This is a genomic window from Amycolatopsis sp. lyj-112 (genome assembly GCF_046549055.1).
Lineage (GTDB): Bacteria > Actinomycetota > Actinomycetes > Mycobacteriales > Pseudonocardiaceae > Amycolatopsis.
Window position 1 is genome coordinate 113,120 of the sequence record NZ_JAJPWS010000011.1, and the last position, 16,933, is coordinate 130,052.

Below are 16,933 nucleotides of genomic sequence, written 5' to 3' on the forward strand. Positions count from 1 at the left end.
AGGCGCCGGATAGACCGGTGCGCTGGGAACTCCCCCTCTGTCATGGCACCTGAGAGTTTCACCACCGCGAACGGTGGCTTTCACCTTGGGTGAGACGCCTCGAAGCGCCTGCTTTCCAGAGTGGCCTCGCGGAAGCGGTAGTGGATACCTGAGAGATTCCGGGGAGTTTGCTCCTTCGGTGCCCCACCACGTTCGTGAGGGCTCTCCCGCTCCAGCTCAACGGCCCTGTCTGTAGTTGTGCGCACACCGTACCCGGCCCGTTCGGCACGCGTCTACTTCTGGCCGATCACGTCACTTGTCCCGGCCGCCCGGACACTCGGTGTGCCCGGACGGCGCTTACGAGATCAGGCGTTCGGCGTCACCGAACCGGGCCGACCTTGGTCTCGACGTGCTGCTTCACGGCGTCGTCGACGATCTCCCGCATCTTGTCGACGGTCATGTCGGGGTCGTTCGACAGCGCCGCGATCGCGGCCATCAGGGCAGCCTGGTTCGCGGCCATCCGGCCTTCGATGTACTCGGCATGACCGATCGCGCCGGCGAGGGCGTTCTCGACGGTGATCCTCGAGCCGTTCCACGTCGCGAGGGTGTCCGTGAGCTGCATGTCGTCCTCCTGGGGATAGAGGTGGGCGTTGCTGTAGGACTGGTTCCAATCCACGAGCCCGGCCGAACCGGGCAGGGAACCGCTCGACGTGTACTGGTGCACCTCGTAGCGGCCTTGGTACATGCCGCCCGCTTCCGGCTTGTTGCCGAACCGGGCGACCCAGATCACCGGGTCCTCCGGCCACAGGTCGGGGCGGCAGGCCTGCATTTTCGACGCGTTCATGTAGACCGCCGGCCGGATGCCCTGCCGCCGCGTCTCGGCGCAGAACGCGCGGCCGAAATCGACCGCCTCGCGGGTGCTCCAGGTGTGGATCTTCGGGTCGTCCTCGATGTCGGTCGCCGGGGTGACGCCGAGCCCGCCGAGCCGGTTGCACTCGGCGAGGAGCCCCCGCGCGGCGGCGGCGCCGTCGCCGGGCTGCGCGTAGTCGTAGCCACCGAACGGGATCCTGGCGTCGCGGAGACGACGCGCGTGCTCGTCGGCCGTGTACACGACGTTCCCGACGGTCCTGGAATACCGTCGTCCGCCGTCGGTCATCTTGACCCAGGCGTACTCGACGCCGGGGAAGCTGGCGCCCGCCTGGTAGACGGGGTGAACGTCCACCCCTTGTCCTGTGGCCATGGTCGGATACCTCCGGGGGATCGGGACCTTGGTTCTTCCCTCCGGGCCGGCTTCCGTCGGCGCCGCGGCACTCCGCGGGTTCGACGAGACACGGCGGGTCCTGGCCGTTATCACGGTAACGGCCGTCACACCCGTTTGTCGCCATTGCGGCCGGTGGGCGGAACGAGCGCAGCCCATTCGGGCGCATACACAAGGACCTATCCGGCCCTGAAGTCCCGGTCACCGGGACGAGTCAAGCTCCCGCCACAGCCCGACCCGCCACCGGTGGCGGGTCGAGAAACGATCAGAGCGGGGTTACATAAGCCCCCGCGATGCCGCCGTCCACCAGGAACTGCGACGCGGTGATGAACGAGGCGTCGTCACTGGCCAGGAAGGCGACCGCGCCCGCGATCTCCTCCGGCTCGGCGAACCGGCCGACCGGCACGTGCACGAGACGGCGCGCGGCCCGCTCGGGGTCTTTGGCGAACAGTTCCTTCAGCAGCGGAGTGTTCACCGGCCCCGGGCACAGCGCGTTGACCCGGATGTTCTCCCGCGCGAACTGCACGCCCAGTTCCCGGCTCATCGCCAGCACCCCGCCCTTGGACGCGGTGTAGGAGATCTGCGACGTCGCCGCGCCCATCACCGCGACGAACGACGCGGTGTTGATGATGGAACCCTTGCCCTGGCGTCGCATATGCGGCAGCACGGCCTTGCAGCACAGGTACACCGAGGTCAGATTGACCTTCTGCACCTTCTCCCACGCGTCGATGCCGGTGGTCAGGATCGAGTCGTCCTCGGGCGGGGAGATGCCGGCGTTGTTGAACGCGACGTCGACCGAACCGAATTCGTCCACAGTGGTCTGGAACAGGGCCTCGACCTGTTCGGCGTCGGTGACGTCGGCCTGCACGAACAAGCCGCCGACCTCGTCGGCGGCGGCCTTACCCGCCTCCGCCGAGATGTCGCCGATGACGACCTTCGCGCCCTCGCTCGCGAGTCGTTTGGCGGTCGCGAGCCCGATGCCGCTGCTGCCGCCGGTGATGACCGCGACGCGACCTTCGAAACGGTGAACCATCATTCCTCCGTGCTGATAAAGACGTTTTTGGTCTCGGTGAAGGCATCCACGGCGTCCGGGCCGAGTTCGCGGCCGAGGCCGGACTGTTTGAACCCGCCGAACGGGGTCCAGTACCGGACCGACGAGTGCGAGTTGACCGACAGGTTCCCGGCCTCGACGCCGCGCGCGACGCGGAACGCCCGGCCCACGTCGCGGGTCCAGATCGAGCCGGACAGCCCGTATTCGGTGTGGTTGGCCATGGTCACCGCGTCCGTCTCCTCGGCGAACGGGACGACCGCGACGACCGGGCCGAAGATCTCGTCCGACGCCAGCGGATGCTGCAGGTCCGGCGGCGTGACGACGGTCGGCGCGAACCAGTAGCCGGGCCCGACCGGTGCGCTGCCCCGGAAGGCCACCGGCGCACTGTCGTCCACATAGGACGAAACCTTCGCGTGGTGCCCGGCCGAGATCAGCGGCCCCATCTCGGTCAGGTCCAGCCGCGGGTCCCCGACGACGACGCCCTGCACGGCGGGCTCCAGCAACTCCATGAACCGGTCGTACACCTTCGCCTGCACCAGGATCAGCGACCGCGCGCAGCAGTCCTGCCCGGCGTTGTCGAACACGCCGTAGGGTGCCGTGGCCGCGGCCTTTTCGAGGTCGGCGTCGGCGAACACGATGTTCGCGTTCTTGCCGCCGAGCTCCAGCGTCACCCGTTTCACCTGGGCGGCGCAGCCCGCCATGATCTGCTTGCCGACCTCGGTGGAGCCGGTGAACACCACTTTCCGCACCGCCGGGTTGTCCACGAACCGTTGCCCCACCACGGATCCCTTGCCCGGGAGTACCTGGAAGACGTCTTCGGGGATCCCTGCCTCACGGGCCAGTTCGCCGAGCCGGATCGCGGTCAGCGGGGTGAGTTCGGCGGGTTTGAGCACGACGGTGTTCCCCGCGGCCAGCGCGGGCGCGAAACCCCAGCCCGCGATGGGCATCGGGAAGTTCCACGGCACGATCACGCCGACGACGCCGAGCGGCTCGTGGAACGTCATGTTCACGCCGCCGGGCACCGGGATCTGCTTGCCGCTCAACCGTTCCGGCGACGCCGAGTAAAAGGTGAGCACGTCGCGGACGTTGCCCGCCTCCCAGCGCGCGTTGCCGATCGTGTGGCCCGAGTTGGTGACCTCCAGCTGGGCGAGATTCTCGATATCGGCGTCGACGGCGTCGGCGAAACGGCGCAGCAGCCGCGCCCGGTCGCTCGGGGACACCGCGCGCCAAGCGGGGTACGCCGCCTGCGCGCGGGCGATCGCCGCGTCGGTCTCCTCGGCCGAGGTCGGCGCGACCGACCTCACCACCTCTTCGGTGGCCGGGTTGATCACCTCGAACACCGCCGACGTGTTCCCTCCCTGGGAGGCGGCATCGTACTCGGTCATCCGTGCTCCTTCGCCGCTGCTACAAGTGCCTCGAAAAGCCTTATGTCGTCGGGGTTCTGTTCGGGATGCCATTGGACGCCGAGCACGAACCCCTCGCCCGGCAGTTCCGCCGCCTCGATCGTCCCATCGGCGGCCCAGCCGACCGGGATGAGCCCTTCGCCGAGCCTGTCGATGGCCTGATGGTGATAGCAGGGCACCTTGGTCTCGGCGCCCAGGATCGCCGCGGCACGGCTTCCCTCGGCGAGGTTCACCGTAGTGGTCCCGAAGACCGCCGGCGCGGGCTGGTGATCCGTACTGTCCACAGTGTCCGGAAGATGCTGGGTGAGCGTCCCGCCCAAGGCGACGCTGAGCACCTGCAGTCCCCGGCATACGCCCAGAACTGGCTTGCGAGCGTCCAAAGCGGACCGAAGCAGTCCGAACTCGAACTCGTCCCGGTTCGGCCGGGTGTAGGTCGTCGCGTGCTGTTCCTGCCCGTAGCGAGCCGGATCGACGTCGGCGCCGCCGACCAGCACCAGACCGTCCACAGCGGACACCAGCCTGTCGTACGCGTCGCTCACCGGCGGCAGCAGGACCGGAACGCCGCCCGCCGCGACGATGCCGTCGACGTAGACGCGGTGCAGCAACGCGGCTTCGGTCTCCCACACCAGGAATTTCGCGGGCTCCAGATAGGACGTCAGCCCGATCAAGGGTTCAGAGCCGTTCGAAGCCACGGATCCGCTCCCAATCGGTGACGGCGGCGTCGTACGCGGCGTTCTCGACCTTGGCCGCGTTCAGATAGTGGTCGACGACGTCGTCGCCGAATGCCGTCCTGGCCAGCTTGCTCTCGTCGAGCAGCGCCGCGGCCTCCCGCAAGGTCGTCGGCACGGTCGGCTTGTCGGAGGCGTACGCGTTGCCCTGGAACTCCGGCTCCAGCTCGAGTTCGTTCTCGATCCCGTGCAGGCCGGACGCGATCAGCGCGGACACCGCGAGGTACGGGTTCACGTCGCCGCCGGGAACGCGGTTCTCGGTGCGGAGCGAGTCGCCGTGCCCGACGACGCGGAGCGCGCACGTGCGGTTGTCGGTGCCCCACGCGACCGCCGTCGGCGCGAAGCTGCCAGGGACGAAGCGCTTGTAGGAGTTGATGTTCGGCGCGAGGAAGTAGGTCAGTTCGCGCAGCCCGGCGAGCTGGCCGGCGAGGAAGTGTTCCCCCAGCGGGGAAAACCCGCCGGGGCCGTCGCCGGCGAGGACGGCCTCACCCTCGGTCGAGCGCAGGCTGATGTGGATATGGCAGGAGTTGCCCTCGCGCTCGTTGTACTTCGCCATGAACGTGAGGCTCTTGCCCTCCTGCGCGGCGATCTCCTTGGAGCCGGTCTTGTAGATGCTGTGGTTGTCGCAGGTGGTCAGCGCGTCGGCGTAGCGGAACGCGATCTCGTGCTGGCCGGGGTTGCACTCGCCCTTGGCCGACTCGACGTACAGTCCCGCGCCGCCCATGTCGTTGCGGATCCGCCGCAGCAGCGGTTCGATCCGGGAGGTGCCGAGCATCGAGTAGTCGACGTTGTACTGGTTGGACGGGCGGAGGTCTTGATAGCGCTTGTCCCAGGCCGACTCGAAGGTGTCGTCGAAGACGATGAACTCGAGTTCGGTGCCGACGAAGGCGCCGAGGCCGAGCGCGGCGAGCCGGTCGAGTTGCCTGCGCAGGATCTGCCTCGGCGACGCGGGCACGACGCCGCCCTGCACCCATTCGAGGTCGGCGAGGACGAGCGCGGTGCCCTCCTGCCACGGGAGCAGGCGCAGCGTCTCGAAGTCCGGACGCATCACGAAGTCGCCGTAGCCGGTCTCCCAGGACGACATCTCGTAGCCGTCGACGGTGTTCATGTCGACATCGACGGCGAGCAGGTAGTTGCACGCTTCGGTGGCGTGCGGGACGACCTCGTTGAGGAAGTACTCGGCGGCGCAGCGTTTGCCCTGGAGCCTGCCCTGCATGTCGGTGATGGCCACCAGCACCGTGTCGACGGTGCCGTCCTCCACCAGTTCCCGGAGACGTTCCAGTGTGAGCATGCCGCGCCTCTTAGCCATCAGCTCCACCTAAAGGTTCGAATCGGTCCCTTTGCGGCTCCTTCTTACCGGGTCACCTGGGAGCGGTCAACTCGACCAATGGTCTGACTCGTTACCCATTGGGTGACGAAGTTGATCCCTGGGCGGATTGTCTGTGATGCCCGGCTGAGAAGATGCTGTGAATCCCGCCGCTTCGGGAGGAGATCCGCACATCCGGAACGTTGTACGGATCAAGAGAGGTGAGAAGGAATGACACAGGCATTCACGCAGCAGACCACGATGACCCAGCCCCAGGGACGGGCCCAGCTTCCGACGCTGCCCAGCGGGTGGCCGATCGGCTCGTACGAGTCCTACTCCGAAGCGCAGCGTGCCGTCGGCCACCTCGCGGGAACGGACTTCCCGATCACCGACGTCACCATCGTCGGTGTCGAACCGATTCTGGTCGAGCGGATCGCCGGGCGGATGGGCTGGAGCAAGGTGCTGACCAGCTCGGCACTCTCGGGCGCGATGTTCGGTATGTTCCTCGGCTTGGTGCTGAGCCTGCTGAACCCGGGTGCCGGCTTGGTGCCGATCCTCGTCGGCCTCGTCGGCGGTATCGGGTTCAACCTGCTGTTCGGCGCGCTGGGGTACGCGACGTCGAAGAACAAGCGCGGGTTCATCTCGCAGAGCCAGCTGGTCGCCCGGCGCTACGACGTCCTGGCCCAGCCGCGCAACGCCGAGAAGGGCCGCGCCCTGCTGGCCGACCTGGCCGCCAGGAACGCGTTCATCCACTGAGCCTGATCCCCCGCGACTCGGCACCTTCCCGTGGGAAGGTGCCGAGTCGCTTTCTACGGGGACAGCCGATGGAGGTCTCGCGGGAAGAGCGTCGCCTGACGGACGTTGGGCAGCCCTAGCAACCGGGCCGTCCAGCGTTCGAGACCGAGCGCGAACCCACCGTGCGGCGGCATCCCGTGCGCGAAGACGTCGAGATAGTCCCGGTACGGCTCGGCGGACTCACCCCGGGCCGCCAGCGCGGCGACGTAGTCGGCGTGACGATGCAGCCGCTGGCCGCCGGTCACCAGTTCCAGCCCGCGGAAGAGCAGGTCGAAACTGTTCGAGTACGCCGGGCGCTCCCGATCCGGATGCGTGTAGAACGGCCGCTTCACCATCGGATACCCGGTGACGAAAAGGAATTCCGACCCGTGCGTGCGCAGCGCCCAGTCCGAGAGCAGACGTTCGTAGGCGGGCGCGAGGTCGGGTTCACCGCGCGGGTCCTCGTCGGACATCCCCGCGAGCAGTTCCTGAGCGTCCGCGAAGTGGATCTCCGGGATCTTCTCGGGCACCTCCGGTAGCGCGACTTCGGTTTCCGGGATGGCCTCGACCATGCCCGCCACGGCATGCCTCAGCACCTCCATCACGTCATGGTGGCCGGAGATGAAACCGAGTTCGGCGTCGAGGCTGGTGTACTGCGCCAGATGGCGGGCGGTGTCGTGCGGCTCGGCGCGGAAGACCGGACCGACCTCGTAGACCCGCTCGAACACCCCGACCAGCGCCTGCTTGTAGAACTGCGGGGACTGGGCCAGGAAGGCGGGTTTGCCGAAGTAGTCGATGCCGAAGACGTTCGCCCCGGATTCGGTGGCCGACGAGACGATCTTGGGGGTATGGGTTTCGGTGAACCCGAGCCCGTCCAGCGCCGACCGGAACCCGGCGACGCTCGCCGCCGCGATCGTGAACGCCTCCTTCAGCCGCGGGTGCCGCAGCGCGAGGGCGGCGTTGTCCAGCACCGTGGGCAGCCCGGCCTGGAGAGTCGGCCGGTAGAGGTCGAACGGCGGTGGCTCGGCGGGTTCGGAGAGCAGCCTGACCGTCGGCTCGGTCAGCTCCAGCCCACCGGGTGCCTGCGGAGTGGCGGTGACGAGACCTTCGACCTCGACCACGGTCTCCTCCGGCGGGCCACCGGGTTCGGCGAGTACCACCTGGGCGAGCCCGGAACGGTCCCGGATCACGAGGAAGGTGACGGATTTCAGCCGGCGCCGGCGGTGCACCCAACCGGCGATACGGACACGGTCGCCGACGTGGCCGGGCAGGTCGGCGACGAGGACACGCGAGATCATCACAACTCCTGTACGGATATGCGCGACCCCTTGGGAGTGCGGGCGAGAAGGGAACTCGCGGTACCACCGCACTTTCGCCGCCGCCCTGGGACGGGCGGCGGCCTCGAAGGCCCGGTGACGGGGGCCGGCCGGCGGGGCATGGGGCGCGAACGCCGTTCCTCCCCGCACTCGGGAGGGTCTTCACCGCGGGGTGCAAGGCCGCCTTCCCAGCTACCGGCGGCTCTCTGGTCTCGCGTTCCCCGGGCTACTCGTCTCCGTCAGCGCGTTGCCCCGGAGGTTACGTCCTCCGGGGCACCCCTCGCATCCGCGTTTCGTCCTCTACTTGCGGTAGTTCGTGTTCCCAACCACCGCGTTTAGTCCTCTACTTGCGGTTCTGGCCGAGCGAGGGATCAGGGCGCGACCATGTCGAACCAGTTGAAGTTCTCGATCATCTGGCGCGTGGTGCCGATGTACTGCGGGCCGGTGAGCTCCCACCGCACGACGGACCGGTAGGTGCCCGGCTTCAGGCTCTCGTCGACGCCGGTGTCGGGGTCGTCGGTGACCGGCCGGTACTCCCAGATGGTCTTCTTCTCCAGCGTGACGTCCAGCAACTGGTAGTCCGACTGCGTGCCCAGGTAGCCCGGCGCCTTGTGGTCACCGGCGCGGCCCGGGTCGGACAGCTTCAGCTGGACGGTGTTGCCGTTGAACGATCCCTTCGCCGCGACCACGGTGACGATATGCCCGCCGCTGCGCTGCAGGCTTCCCGCCGTCGGCCCGGCCTTGTAGCGGCCGTAGGCGATCTGGAGCGGTCCCTCGTTCAGCTTCTTCGCCAGTTCGCCGGAGAAATCGGTGGTGGTGGCGGAGCTCATGTTCCCGACCGACGTCGTCCAGCCCGCGTCCCGCGCCGGCTTGGTCGCGATGGTCCACGCCGTCTGCAGGTTGCCGAGGGTCGTCCCGGCGTCGTACTTCGAGTCGACGCCGATGCGGCCGATCGAGTTGGTGATGACGCCGTAGTCGGCCGGGTCCTTCGGATCGAGATTGCCGACTCTGGTGGTGATCCAGCCGACCGGGGCGCCTTTCACATGGCCCCAGTAGTGCAGGACGTTATACAGCGAAGCCGGTCCGCAGTACGCGTTTCCGTCGTTCTCCAGTCCGGCGCGGAACTGGTCGACGTCGCTGACCCCGCACTGCTTGACGTCGAAGTCGGCGCCGTAGACGTCGGTCGCCTTCACGCAGGGGACGGGGATGCCGATCTTGTCCGCCGACGCGGTGCCGGGGAAGGTGGCGACACCGGTGAGGGTCGCTGCGGCGGCGAGGATCAGGCTGGTCTTGCGGATCATGGCTCCTACCTTCGTTTTCGTCCGGCTTGGTAGGTAAAGCCTGATCCTCGGGACCCCCCAAACGCATGAGGGGTGATCCCTCAACTCTGCGGCGGTACACCCTGGGGGTCCCTCACGACAGCCCCTCAGGACAGCACTCGGGCCAGCTCACCCCTTCCGGTGATGCCGAGCTTCGTGTAGATCCGCCCGAGGTGGTTTTCGACCGTCTTCGGGGTGACGAACAGTTCCTGCGCGATCGCGCGGTTCGCCCGCCCGGACGCCGCCAGGTCCGCGACCCGGCGTTCGCTCGCGGTCAGTGAGGCGGGGCCGGTGACGATCATCCGGCGAGGCCGGTCCCCCAGCGCCTCCAACGCCTCGACCGCGCGGGTGCGGAGCACGACGGAGCCGCATTCGGTGGCCAGTTCGATCCCCCGGTTGAGCGGGGTACGCGCGTCCGTCCGGCGCCGCGCGACCCGCATCGCCTCGCCGAGGTCGATCAGCGAACGGGCGAGATGCAGCCTGGCCGGAGACCTCTCCAGCATCCCGACGGACTCGGTCAGCAGGTCGAGCCGCCGGTCGCCGTCGGCATGCGCCAGCAGCCGCAGCGCGGCACCGATCTCCGTCGCTGTCCCCCATTTCCGGGCGATGATCATCTGTTCCTCGGCCAGTTTCAGGGCATGGCCCGCTTCGCCGAGCAGCATCGCGGCCCGCACGGCGGGGACCCGCCACGGGACGGTCGGCGGGTCGACGCCGGCCGCGACCATCTCGTCGCGTTGCAGGAACGCCTGCGTCCTGGCGAGTACGGGATTGCCGACGGCGAGCGCGATCAGCGCGCGGGGCTCGTGCAGCCACATCGTCGGCATCATGCTCGGGCCGTCACCGTGGTCGGCGTCGAACCGCGCCAGCACCTCGGCGGCCGCTTCGAGGTCACCGCGTTCCATCGCGGCGTAGGCCAGGAAGTGGGTCGACGTCGCCCGGAGCGCGATCACCTGCGGCACCCCCTCCTCGGCTTCGATGGCGGCGAGCGCTCCTTCGGCCTCGGCTTCCATGACGCTCACGTTCCCGAGCCGCCAGTTGAGGAACAGCGCGGCGTTGGCGACCATCGCGAACTCGATGGGCGAACCGTGCGCCCGCACCCGTTGCCGCGCCCGGTCGATCTCCCGCCGCGCCTCGTCGATGCCGTCGGCCGAGATCAGCGCGAGCATCGCGACCACCCAGCCGACCATCACGTCGATGCTTCCGGTGGCGTCTTCGAAGTAGGCGCCGTGGGACAACGCCCGGCAGGCCGTCGCCGCGACCTCGTCCGCGGGCCGGACCTCGTACCGGCCCATCTGCGCGTGCAAGCCGAGCAGGGTGCGTTCGTCGGGGGTCCCGCCGCTCAGCGTCGCGTACGCGCGCAGGTGATCGGAGGCCACCCGGCGGTGGTGCGGCAGGAAGGAGCGGAAGACCGCGAGCCGGGCTTCGAGATGCATCCGGCCGGGATCCCGCGGGCCGCCTGGCCGGGCGGCGATAGCCTCCCGGAGTTCGGCAATGGCGGCTTCAGGGCCTTCGACGACCGCTGTGGCCGACGCGGCGGCCGCGACGAGTTCGGCGTCGGGGACGCCGTCTGCCGCCACCAGAAGCTGTTGCCGCGCCTCGGTCGCCTCTCCGGTGCGGAGCAGCGCGCGGCCGAGTTCGGCTCGCAGCGCCGCGTCTTCCGGGGTCTCTTCGACGGCCCGGCGCAAATGCGTGGCGGCCGTCTTCGGGTCACCGGCGGCGAGCAGGGCGGCCGCGGCCTTGCGGAGGATCTCGGCCGCGTCGGGCAGGATTCCCTTGGGCGCCTGCACGAGGTGGGCGGCGACCCGGTCCGCCGGGGCTTTCGCCGCGCGCAACGCCTTCGCGGCGCCCGCGTGCAGCGCCGCCCGGGCGATCGTGCCGAGATCGGCGAGGACGGCTTCACGGACGACGGGATGGACGAAGACGAGGTGGTCGCCGTCGCCGATCAGGACGTTGGCCGAGACCAGGGCCTCGACGGCGACCGAAAGCCCGGCGGCGTCCAGTTTCGCCAGCGCGCCGGCCTGCCACGGATCGCCACCGGTGCCCAGGACCGCGATGGCTCCGGCGAGCGCGACGGCCTCGGCGGGCAGCCGGCCCAGCGCGGCACGGAAGACGGTGCTGGGGCCCAGCTTCCCGACGCGCTCCGCCGTCGCGTCGGTGTCGAGCGGCAGCCCGAGGGCGTCCAGTTCGTCGACGAGAACCCTTGCCAGGAAAGGGTTTCCCCCGCTGGCCGCGTGCAGCGAGAGGACCACGGCCCAGGCGGGACGCACTCCGCGGGCGGCCACGAGTTCGGCGAGCGCTTCGAGCGAGAGCGCCTTCGGCAGCACACGTTCCGCCTGCCGCGAGATGCTCAGGTGCGCCAGCGGGCCGGCGTTCTCCGCCGGTGGGCGGGTGGCCACGACCAGCGTGATCGGCAGGTCGGCGATCCGGCGGGACAGATAGACGAGGAACTGCAGCGACGAAACGTCCGCCCACTGCGCGTCGTCGACGGTGATCAGCAACGGGCGGGTCGAGGAGAGATCGACCGCGACCCACCACAGGGCGTGCAGGGTCCTGCCCAGTTCGGCCTCGCTCGGGTCGGCGGCCGCGCAGTCGAGTGCCCGGAGCGCCTCGCCGGACGGCCCGGCGAGGATCTTCTTCCGGGTTTCCCCGCTGTAGCGCGAAACCGAACGCTCGACCATCTGGCGCACGACACCCCAGGGCATCGCGCCTTCGAGCGCGTCGCCGACGGCCTGGAGCCTGCCGAACCCGCGGTCCTTGGCCCGTGCCCGGGTCTCCTGCACCAGCCGGGTCTTGCCGATCCCCGCCCGGCCTTCGATGACCACCACCCGGCCCTCGCCCGCCGAGGTGGAGTCGAGTGCCGCGTCGATCCTCGCGAGCTCGCGATCGCGCTCGAGGGTCGGTTCGTCGCGGTTCATCCGGTCAGGCGCTTGAGCCGGTCGGGATCGCTCAGCGGCTTCCCGTGGCCGAACAGGACCAGCCGCGGCCGGAGCCCGGAGAGCCGTCGCATCGAGTCGCGGTTCAGGTCCGCGTCCCAGGTCAGGAAGTCCGGCGGCGCGGTCAGCCGCCCGATGTTGAAGAACACGTCCCCGCAGAGCAGGACGCCGTCGCTCTCCCGCCAGAGCGCGATATGCCCCGGCGAATGCCCGGGGACCTCGAGCACGGTGAATCCGGCGACGTCGTCACCCTCTTTCAGCGCGCGGGCGACGGGATGCGGGTCGGGCATCTTCATCCGGGACAGCAGCCGGGGGATCCGGCCGGGTGCCGTCGCCGGGGTGGCCGTCTCGATCGCCTGGACGTCCTTTTCCCCCGCCCACAAGGGGATCCCGAACTCCTCGCAGACCGCGTGGCTCGACCCGAAATGGTCGGGATGGGCGTGGGTGACGACATGCGCGCTCGGCTCGTTCCCGGCCAGTTGCCGGGAGACACGCCGCCGCGCGCCGGGCGTGCCGGAGTCCACCAGCACGTCTCCGACCAGATAGACGTTCATCAGGTGCGGCGGACGGCCGAGAAGTTGCCGGACCCCGGGGGCCAAGTGGCGCATTCCGGAATCGTAGCGGTCACAGGACGGGGCGAAAGGGCTCCAATGGGTCACGTTTGGTCGTGAGCGGCGATTCGGGTCCTCACCGAATCGCCGCTCACGACTTCCCCCGAAACCGGGTGGAGGCGGCCCCCGACGTCCGCCTCCACCCGGACCACCTAGCGCGTCGGCTGGGTGGAGTTCGGCGGCGGCACCGCGGAAGACGACGGCGGTGCTGCCGGTGACGAAGGCGCGGTGGACGAAGGGGGCGTCACGGGCGAGCCCTTCGGGATCGCCGCGCTGAACGGGACGTCCGTCTTTTCCTGGCAGTAGCTACGGTTTCCGTTGTAGCCGTTGAGGTTCCCCTCGTCGTCCTGCACGCCCCGCTCGAGCCTCGGCCTCGGGTAGCGGTTGTCGTCGCCGACCTTCCGCTTCTCGCCCGTGCTCTTCTCACAGCCGTACCGGACCGAACTCAGCGGACGGCCGCTCTCGTCGTAGAGGTAGACCTCCGTCAGCGGTTTGCCCTGACCGTCGAACGCGTAGATGTTCTCCACGTCGCGACTGCCGTACATCAACTGCGGGTTGCCGTAGTTGTCGCTGTAGCTCGGGGTGTAGCCGTTGTAGGAGCCGCTGCCATAAGACCGCTTCGCGATCAGGTCGACGGCGGCGCCCGCACCGCCGAGCATGCTGCCGATGACGAAGGCCGAGATCGGCACGGCCAGCCACAGCAGCCGCCGGTCGCCCTTCACCTTCGGCCCCGCCCAGATCACCGCGACGGCCGCCACGAGCATCAGCGGCAGCAGCAGCACGGCCTCGACGTCGCGCAGCACGAGCAGCAGGCCGAACACGACCAGGACCGCCGCGCACAGCACCCACCACGCGGGCTTGAGCGCCCGCAGGTAGGTCAGCCCCTTACCGTCCCTTTTGGACTGGAACGAGCTCGCGGTCTCCTTGAGCTTCATCACCTCGGGCAGCGCCGCGATCGGCGCGACACCCTTGTGCACCACGAAGGCGACGCTGATCGCGAGCACGGGCGCCACGAAAAGCAGGCCCAGCAAGGGTTCCACCCGGACCCACACCGCGGCCGCGAAGCCGAACAGCGCGAAGCCTGCCACGGAGAACACCAGTCCCCAGAACGCGAACCGCGCTCCGCCGATACCGGACTTCTGTTTCACCACAACGGTCTTGTCCCCCGCGTCGGCCGGACGCGGCGGATATCCACCGGACGTCCGCAGCTCGGCGGCGTAGCTCTCGGGGCTGCCCAGTCGCTCGATCAGCGCGTCGACCTTGGCGTTCTCCCCCAGTTCCGCTTCCATCTCGGCGAGATGGGGACGGACGTCCTCCAGGATCTCCTCGACTTCGCTCTCGGGCAGGTCGGCGAGCGCGCTCCTGACCCTCGCCAGATACACCCGCACGGCGGTCGGATTCTGCGTGCTCATGCTGCCTCTCCCAACAGGCTGTCCATCGTTGAAGCGAAAGTCCGCCAGGTCTGCGTCGACTCGGCGAGTCGTTCGCGGCCCGGCTCGTTGAGGCTGTAGTACTTCCGGTGCGGGCCTTCTTCGCTCGGCACCACGTACGACGTCAGCAGGCCTGCCTTGTACAGCCGCCGAAGCGTTCCGTACACCGAAGCGTCGCCCACTTCCTGCAACCCCGCGATCCGGAGTCTTCGGAGTACGTCATAGCCGTAGCCGTCCTCCCCGCGGAGCACCGCGAGGACTGCGAGGTCCAGCACACCTTTTAGTAGCTGACTGATCTCCACCGTCGCGTCCCTCCAGTCTTACGCAACAGAAGGTACCACGCATTGCACAGTAGTGCGCACGGCGGAGGGGGTTGCGTCCGAACGGGGTTCATGGGTTACTTAGTCCAGTAATGAACCACCGCACCTGGCGGTGGTTCCACGAAGCCTGGAACGGAGGTGTCGTGCTCGACGAAGGAACGCCGCTGTTCGTGCAGATCGCCGAACAGATCGCCGACGACATCGCCGAGGGGAGCCTGGCCGAGGGGGAACGCGTGCCATCGACCAACGAACTAGCCGCCTTCTACCGGATCAATCCGGCGACGGCGGCCAAGGGGATCAACGTGCTGACCGACGACGGCCTGCTGGAGAAACGGCGGGGCATCGGGATGTTCGTCGCAGGCGGGGCGCGGGAAAAGCTGCTCACCGACCGGCGGAAACGGTTCGCCGAGCAGTACCTCGAGCCGATGCTGGTCGAAGCCAGACGCCTCGGCATCAACGACGAATCCCTGATCTCGCTCATCCGCGGGAACGGCCATCAGAACGGAGGACCGGCCGCATGACCTCGACGATCTCCACCGCCGGATTGACCCGGCGCTACGGCGACCACCTCGCACTCGACGACGTCACGGTCGACATCGCAGAAGGAAAGATCACCGGCCTCCTGGGCCGCAACGGCGCGGGCAAGAGCACCTTCCTGCGCATCGTCACCGCGCAGGAGTTCGCCGGCACGGGCACCGTCCGCGTGTTCGGCGAGAACCCGGTCGAGAACGAGCGGGTGCTCAGCCGCCTGGTGCTCGTCCGCGAGGACCAGCAGTTCCCGGACTTCAAGGTGCGGCACGCCCTCGCGGCGGCGTCGTGGTTCTATCCGAACTGGGACGCCGAACTGGCCGACACGCTGCTGCGGGACTTCGACCTGCCGCTGAAACGCCCGATCAAGAAGCTGTCCCGCGGGATGCGCTCGGCGCTGTCGATCACGATCGGCCTGGCGGCGCGAGCGGAACTCACCCTGCTCGACGAGCCTTACGCCGGTCTCGACGCCGTCGCCCGGCAACTGTTCTACGACCGCCTTCTCGACGACTATTCGAGTCACCCGCGCACGGTGCTGCTCTCCACGCACCTGATCGACGAGGTGGCCGATCTCCTGGAGCACGTCGTGATGATCGACAAGGGCCGCGTGGTCCTCGACGCACCCGCCGACGAACTGCGCGGCTCGGCCGCCACGGTCAGCGGGCCCGCCACGGCGGTGGACACCTTCGTCGGCGGCCGCCGGGTGCTGCACCGCCGCCAGATCGGTTCGCGGGCTTCGGTCACCGTCGCCGATTCGCTCGACGCGGCGGCGAAGGCGCGGGCACACGCCCTGCACCTGAAGCTGGAACCGCTTTCGCTGCAGCAGTTGATGGTGCACACCTCCAACGGACAGACCGCAGAGGAGGCGTCCGCATGAACACCTTGGTCAAAGTCGCGCGATATCACCTGGTGGACCGGCTCCAATTCCTGGTCCTCCCGGTCGGCGTCACACTTTTCGCGTTCGGGGTGAACCTCGCCATTTTCGCGCTGATCCCCGAAACACCGGAGGAGAACTACTCCGGCGGCCTGTTCACGCTGTTCGTGTTCATGCTCGTCTGCGGCGCCTTGAGCATGACGAAGTCGCTGCCGTTCGGGCTGGCGCTGGGCGTGTCGAGGCGGTCGTACTACCTGGGCACCGTCCTGCTGGTGGGCGGCCTGTCCGCGCTGTACTCGGTGGGGATCGTCGTGTTCCAGGTGATCGAGAAGGCCACCGGCGGCTGGGGGCTCGGCCTCAACTACTTCCGGGTGCCCTGGCTGCTCGACGGCCCCTGGTACCAGACCCTGCTCACATCGTTCGTCTTTCTGACGCTGATGTTCGTCTACGGCATGTGGTACGGCCTGATCTACCGGCGTGCTTCGGTGCTGGGCGTGGTCGTGTTCGCCGCCGCGCAGGCCCTCGTGCTGCTGGGCGGAGTACTGCTGCTCAGCTGGACCGATGCCTGGTCGAAGGTCGGCACGTTCTTCAGCACGCTGACCGTGGGCGGCATCACCGGGGTACTCGCGGTGCTGGTGTGCGTCGCCGCCGGTGGCGGCTTCGCCACCATGCGCAGGGTCACCGTCTGACCTGCGTTCCCTTCCACACCAAGGAGTTCCGTCATGGCTGTGACGCACGTGGTGCTGTCGGTGCTGCTGGCCGCGATCTTCGCCCCGCTGGGGGTGGCGAAGATCCTGCGTCAACCGTCCTTGGTGTCCCGGACCGAGCGGCTCGGTTTCTCGGTCCGGGAGATCCAGGGGATCGGCGCTCTCGAAGTCGCCGGCGCGACCGGGCTGGTGGCCGGGTTCTTCTGGCGGCCCATCGGGATCGCCGCGGCGATCGGCCTGGTGGCGTTGCTGATCGGGGCGGCCGTCTCGCACCTGCGGGCCGGCGATGGGGCGAAGGAGGTCGTCCCGTCGATCTGGCTGGCGCTGGCCTCGGCGGCCGTGGCGGTCCTCGGACTCACGTGATGGGACACGGAACTCACGTGATTGGACGGCGAA

Annotated in this window: 16 protein-coding genes and 1 riboswitch; of the genes, 5 read left to right on the plus strand and 11 right to left on the minus strand. The window is 68.7% G+C overall.

All coding sequences use genetic code 11. The annotated features are described in order from the left end of the window. Nucleotides 1-27: 27 nt before the first annotated feature. A riboswitch (glycine riboswitch) is annotated at nucleotides 28-129 on the minus strand. 229 nt (nucleotides 130-358) lie between these two features. The 5 genes from ACLJRL_RS30310 to ACLJRL_RS30330 form a co-directional block, all read right to left on the minus strand. Then, the gene (locus tag ACLJRL_RS30310) at nucleotides 359-1,201 is read right to left on the minus strand and encodes a GH25 family lysozyme (RefSeq protein WP_410659738.1); all 843 of its coding nucleotides are present in this window, start codon (nucleotides 1,199-1,201) and stop codon (nucleotides 359-361) included. A gap of 301 nt (nucleotides 1,202-1,502) precedes the next feature. Further along, nucleotides 1,503-2,270 (minus strand): 3-oxoacyl-ACP reductase, encoded by a 768-nt coding sequence (locus ACLJRL_RS30315; protein WP_410659739.1) that lies wholly within the window; start codon nucleotides 2,268-2,270, stop codon nucleotides 1,503-1,505. Then, nucleotides 2,270-3,673: an aldehyde dehydrogenase family protein gene (locus tag ACLJRL_RS30320; protein ID WP_410659740.1), complete on the minus strand. Its 1,404-nt coding sequence runs from the start codon at nucleotides 3,671-3,673 to the stop codon at nucleotides 2,270-2,272. Before ACLJRL_RS30320 ends, ACLJRL_RS30315 begins: the two co-directional genes overlap by 1 nt. Further along, entirely contained in the window at nucleotides 3,670-4,383 is a 714-nt protein-coding gene (locus ACLJRL_RS30325) for a gamma-glutamyl-gamma-aminobutyrate hydrolase family protein (RefSeq protein WP_410659741.1), read from the minus strand. The genes ACLJRL_RS30320 and ACLJRL_RS30325 overlap by 4 nt, the downstream gene beginning before the upstream one ends. Continuing rightward, entirely contained in the window at nucleotides 4,364-5,728 is a 1,365-nt protein-coding gene (locus ACLJRL_RS30330) for a glutamine synthetase family protein (protein ID WP_410659742.1), read from the minus strand. The genes ACLJRL_RS30325 and ACLJRL_RS30330 overlap by 20 nt, the downstream gene beginning before the upstream one ends. A 228-nt stretch (nucleotides 5,729-5,956) precedes the next feature. On the opposite strand from ACLJRL_RS30330, the gene ACLJRL_RS30335 reads away from it, so the two are divergent. After that, nucleotides 5,957-6,481, plus strand: coding sequence for a general stress protein (locus tag ACLJRL_RS30335; protein ID WP_410659743.1), 525 nt, complete (start codon nucleotides 5,957-5,959; stop codon nucleotides 6,479-6,481). 53 nt (nucleotides 6,482-6,534) lie between these two features. On the opposite strand, the gene aspS is transcribed toward ACLJRL_RS30335, so the two are convergent. The 6 genes from aspS to ACLJRL_RS30365 form a co-directional block, all read right to left on the minus strand. Beyond that, the gene (gene aspS, locus ACLJRL_RS30340; protein WP_410659744.1) at nucleotides 6,535-7,797 is read right to left on the minus strand and encodes an aspartate--tRNA(Asn) ligase; all 1,263 of its coding nucleotides are present in this window, start codon (nucleotides 7,795-7,797) and stop codon (nucleotides 6,535-6,537) included. Nucleotides 7,798-8,186: 389 nt separating this feature from the next. After that, nucleotides 8,187-9,116: a hypothetical protein gene (locus tag ACLJRL_RS30345; protein ID WP_410659745.1), complete on the minus strand. Its 930-nt coding sequence runs from the start codon at nucleotides 9,114-9,116 to the stop codon at nucleotides 8,187-8,189. 125 nt (nucleotides 9,117-9,241) lie between these two features. Further along, nucleotides 9,242-12,049 carry a helix-turn-helix transcriptional regulator gene (locus ACLJRL_RS30350; protein ID WP_410659746.1) on the minus strand — a complete coding sequence of 936 codons (2,808 nt, stop codon included), beginning with the start codon at nucleotides 12,047-12,049 and terminating at the stop codon, nucleotides 9,242-9,244. Then, nucleotides 12,046-12,675, minus strand: a complete 630-nt coding sequence (locus ACLJRL_RS30355) for an MBL fold metallo-hydrolase (RefSeq protein ID WP_410659747.1) — start codon at nucleotides 12,673-12,675, stop codon at nucleotides 12,046-12,048. Before ACLJRL_RS30355 ends, ACLJRL_RS30350 begins: the two co-directional genes overlap by 4 nt. Nucleotides 12,676-12,830: 155 nt before the next feature. Then, entirely contained in the window at nucleotides 12,831-14,090 is a 1,260-nt protein-coding gene (locus ACLJRL_RS30360; RefSeq protein ID WP_410659748.1) for a DUF1700 domain-containing protein, read from the minus strand. Next, nucleotides 14,087-14,410: a PadR family transcriptional regulator gene (locus ACLJRL_RS30365; RefSeq protein ID WP_410659749.1), complete on the minus strand. Its 324-nt coding sequence runs from the start codon at nucleotides 14,408-14,410 to the stop codon at nucleotides 14,087-14,089. Before ACLJRL_RS30365 ends, ACLJRL_RS30360 begins: the two co-directional genes overlap by 4 nt. A 110-nt stretch (nucleotides 14,411-14,520) precedes the next feature. On the opposite strand from ACLJRL_RS30365, the gene ACLJRL_RS30370 reads away from it, so the two are divergent. The 4 genes from ACLJRL_RS30370 to ACLJRL_RS30385 are packed head-to-tail and all read left to right on the plus strand — an operon-like array spanning nucleotide 14,521 to nucleotide 16,900. Further along, nucleotides 14,521-14,949, plus strand: a complete 429-nt coding sequence (locus tag ACLJRL_RS30370) for a GntR family transcriptional regulator (RefSeq protein WP_410659750.1) — start codon at nucleotides 14,521-14,523, stop codon at nucleotides 14,947-14,949. Further along, nucleotides 14,946-15,833, plus strand: a complete 888-nt coding sequence (locus ACLJRL_RS30375; RefSeq protein WP_410659751.1) for an ABC transporter ATP-binding protein — start codon at nucleotides 14,946-14,948, stop codon at nucleotides 15,831-15,833. The genes ACLJRL_RS30370 and ACLJRL_RS30375 overlap by 4 nt, the downstream gene beginning before the upstream one ends. After that, nucleotides 15,830-16,519 (plus strand): ABC transporter permease, encoded by a 690-nt coding sequence (locus tag ACLJRL_RS30380; protein ID WP_410659752.1) that lies wholly within the window; start codon nucleotides 15,830-15,832, stop codon nucleotides 16,517-16,519. Before ACLJRL_RS30375 ends, ACLJRL_RS30380 begins: the two co-directional genes overlap by 4 nt. A 33-nt stretch (nucleotides 16,520-16,552) precedes the next feature. Next, on the plus strand, nucleotides 16,553-16,900 hold the full coding sequence (locus ACLJRL_RS30385; RefSeq protein WP_410659753.1) for a DoxX family protein: 348 nt from the start codon (nucleotides 16,553-16,555) through the stop codon (nucleotides 16,898-16,900). The last annotated feature ends 33 nt before the right edge of the window (nucleotides 16,901-16,933 follow it).

What these genes read in the sequence shown, in the direction of transcription:
- ACLJRL_RS30330 (WP_410659742.1), bottom strand. Translation starts at nt 5,728, where the DNA reads ATGGCTAAGAGGCGCGGCATGCTCACACTGGAACGTCTCCGGGAACTG.
- ACLJRL_RS30345 (WP_410659745.1), bottom strand. Translation starts at nt 9,116, where the DNA reads ATGATCCGCAAGACCAGCCTGATCCTCGCCGCCGCAGCGACCCTCACC.
- ACLJRL_RS30380 (WP_410659752.1), top strand. Translation starts at nt 15,830, where the DNA reads ATGAACACCTTGGTCAAAGTCGCGCGATATCACCTGGTGGACCGGCTC.
- ACLJRL_RS30350 (WP_410659746.1), bottom strand. Translation starts at nt 12,049, where the DNA reads ATGAACCGCGACGAACCGACCCTCGAGCGCGATCGCGAGCTCGCGAGG.
- ACLJRL_RS30335 (WP_410659743.1), top strand. Translation starts at nt 5,957, where the DNA reads ATGACACAGGCATTCACGCAGCAGACCACGATGACCCAGCCCCAGGGA.
- ACLJRL_RS30375 (WP_410659751.1), top strand. Translation starts at nt 14,946, where the DNA reads ATGACCTCGACGATCTCCACCGCCGGATTGACCCGGCGCTACGGCGAC.
- ACLJRL_RS30315 (WP_410659739.1), bottom strand. Translation starts at nt 2,270, where the DNA reads ATGGTTCACCGTTTCGAAGGTCGCGTCGCGGTCATCACCGGCGGCAGC.
- ACLJRL_RS30320 (WP_410659740.1), bottom strand. Translation starts at nt 3,673, where the DNA reads ATGACCGAGTACGATGCCGCCTCCCAGGGAGGGAACACGTCGGCGGTG.
- ACLJRL_RS30360 (WP_410659748.1), bottom strand. Translation starts at nt 14,090, where the DNA reads ATGAGCACGCAGAATCCGACCGCCGTGCGGGTGTATCTGGCGAGGGTC.
- ACLJRL_RS30370 (WP_410659750.1), top strand. Translation starts at nt 14,521, where the DNA reads ATGAACCACCGCACCTGGCGGTGGTTCCACGAAGCCTGGAACGGAGGT.
- ACLJRL_RS30355 (WP_410659747.1), bottom strand. Translation starts at nt 12,675, where the DNA reads ATGCGCCACTTGGCCCCCGGGGTCCGGCAACTTCTCGGCCGTCCGCCG.
- aspS (WP_410659744.1), bottom strand. Translation starts at nt 7,797, where the DNA reads ATGATCTCGCGTGTCCTCGTCGCCGACCTGCCCGGCCACGTCGGCGAC.
- ACLJRL_RS30385 (WP_410659753.1), top strand. Translation starts at nt 16,553, where the DNA reads ATGGCTGTGACGCACGTGGTGCTGTCGGTGCTGCTGGCCGCGATCTTC.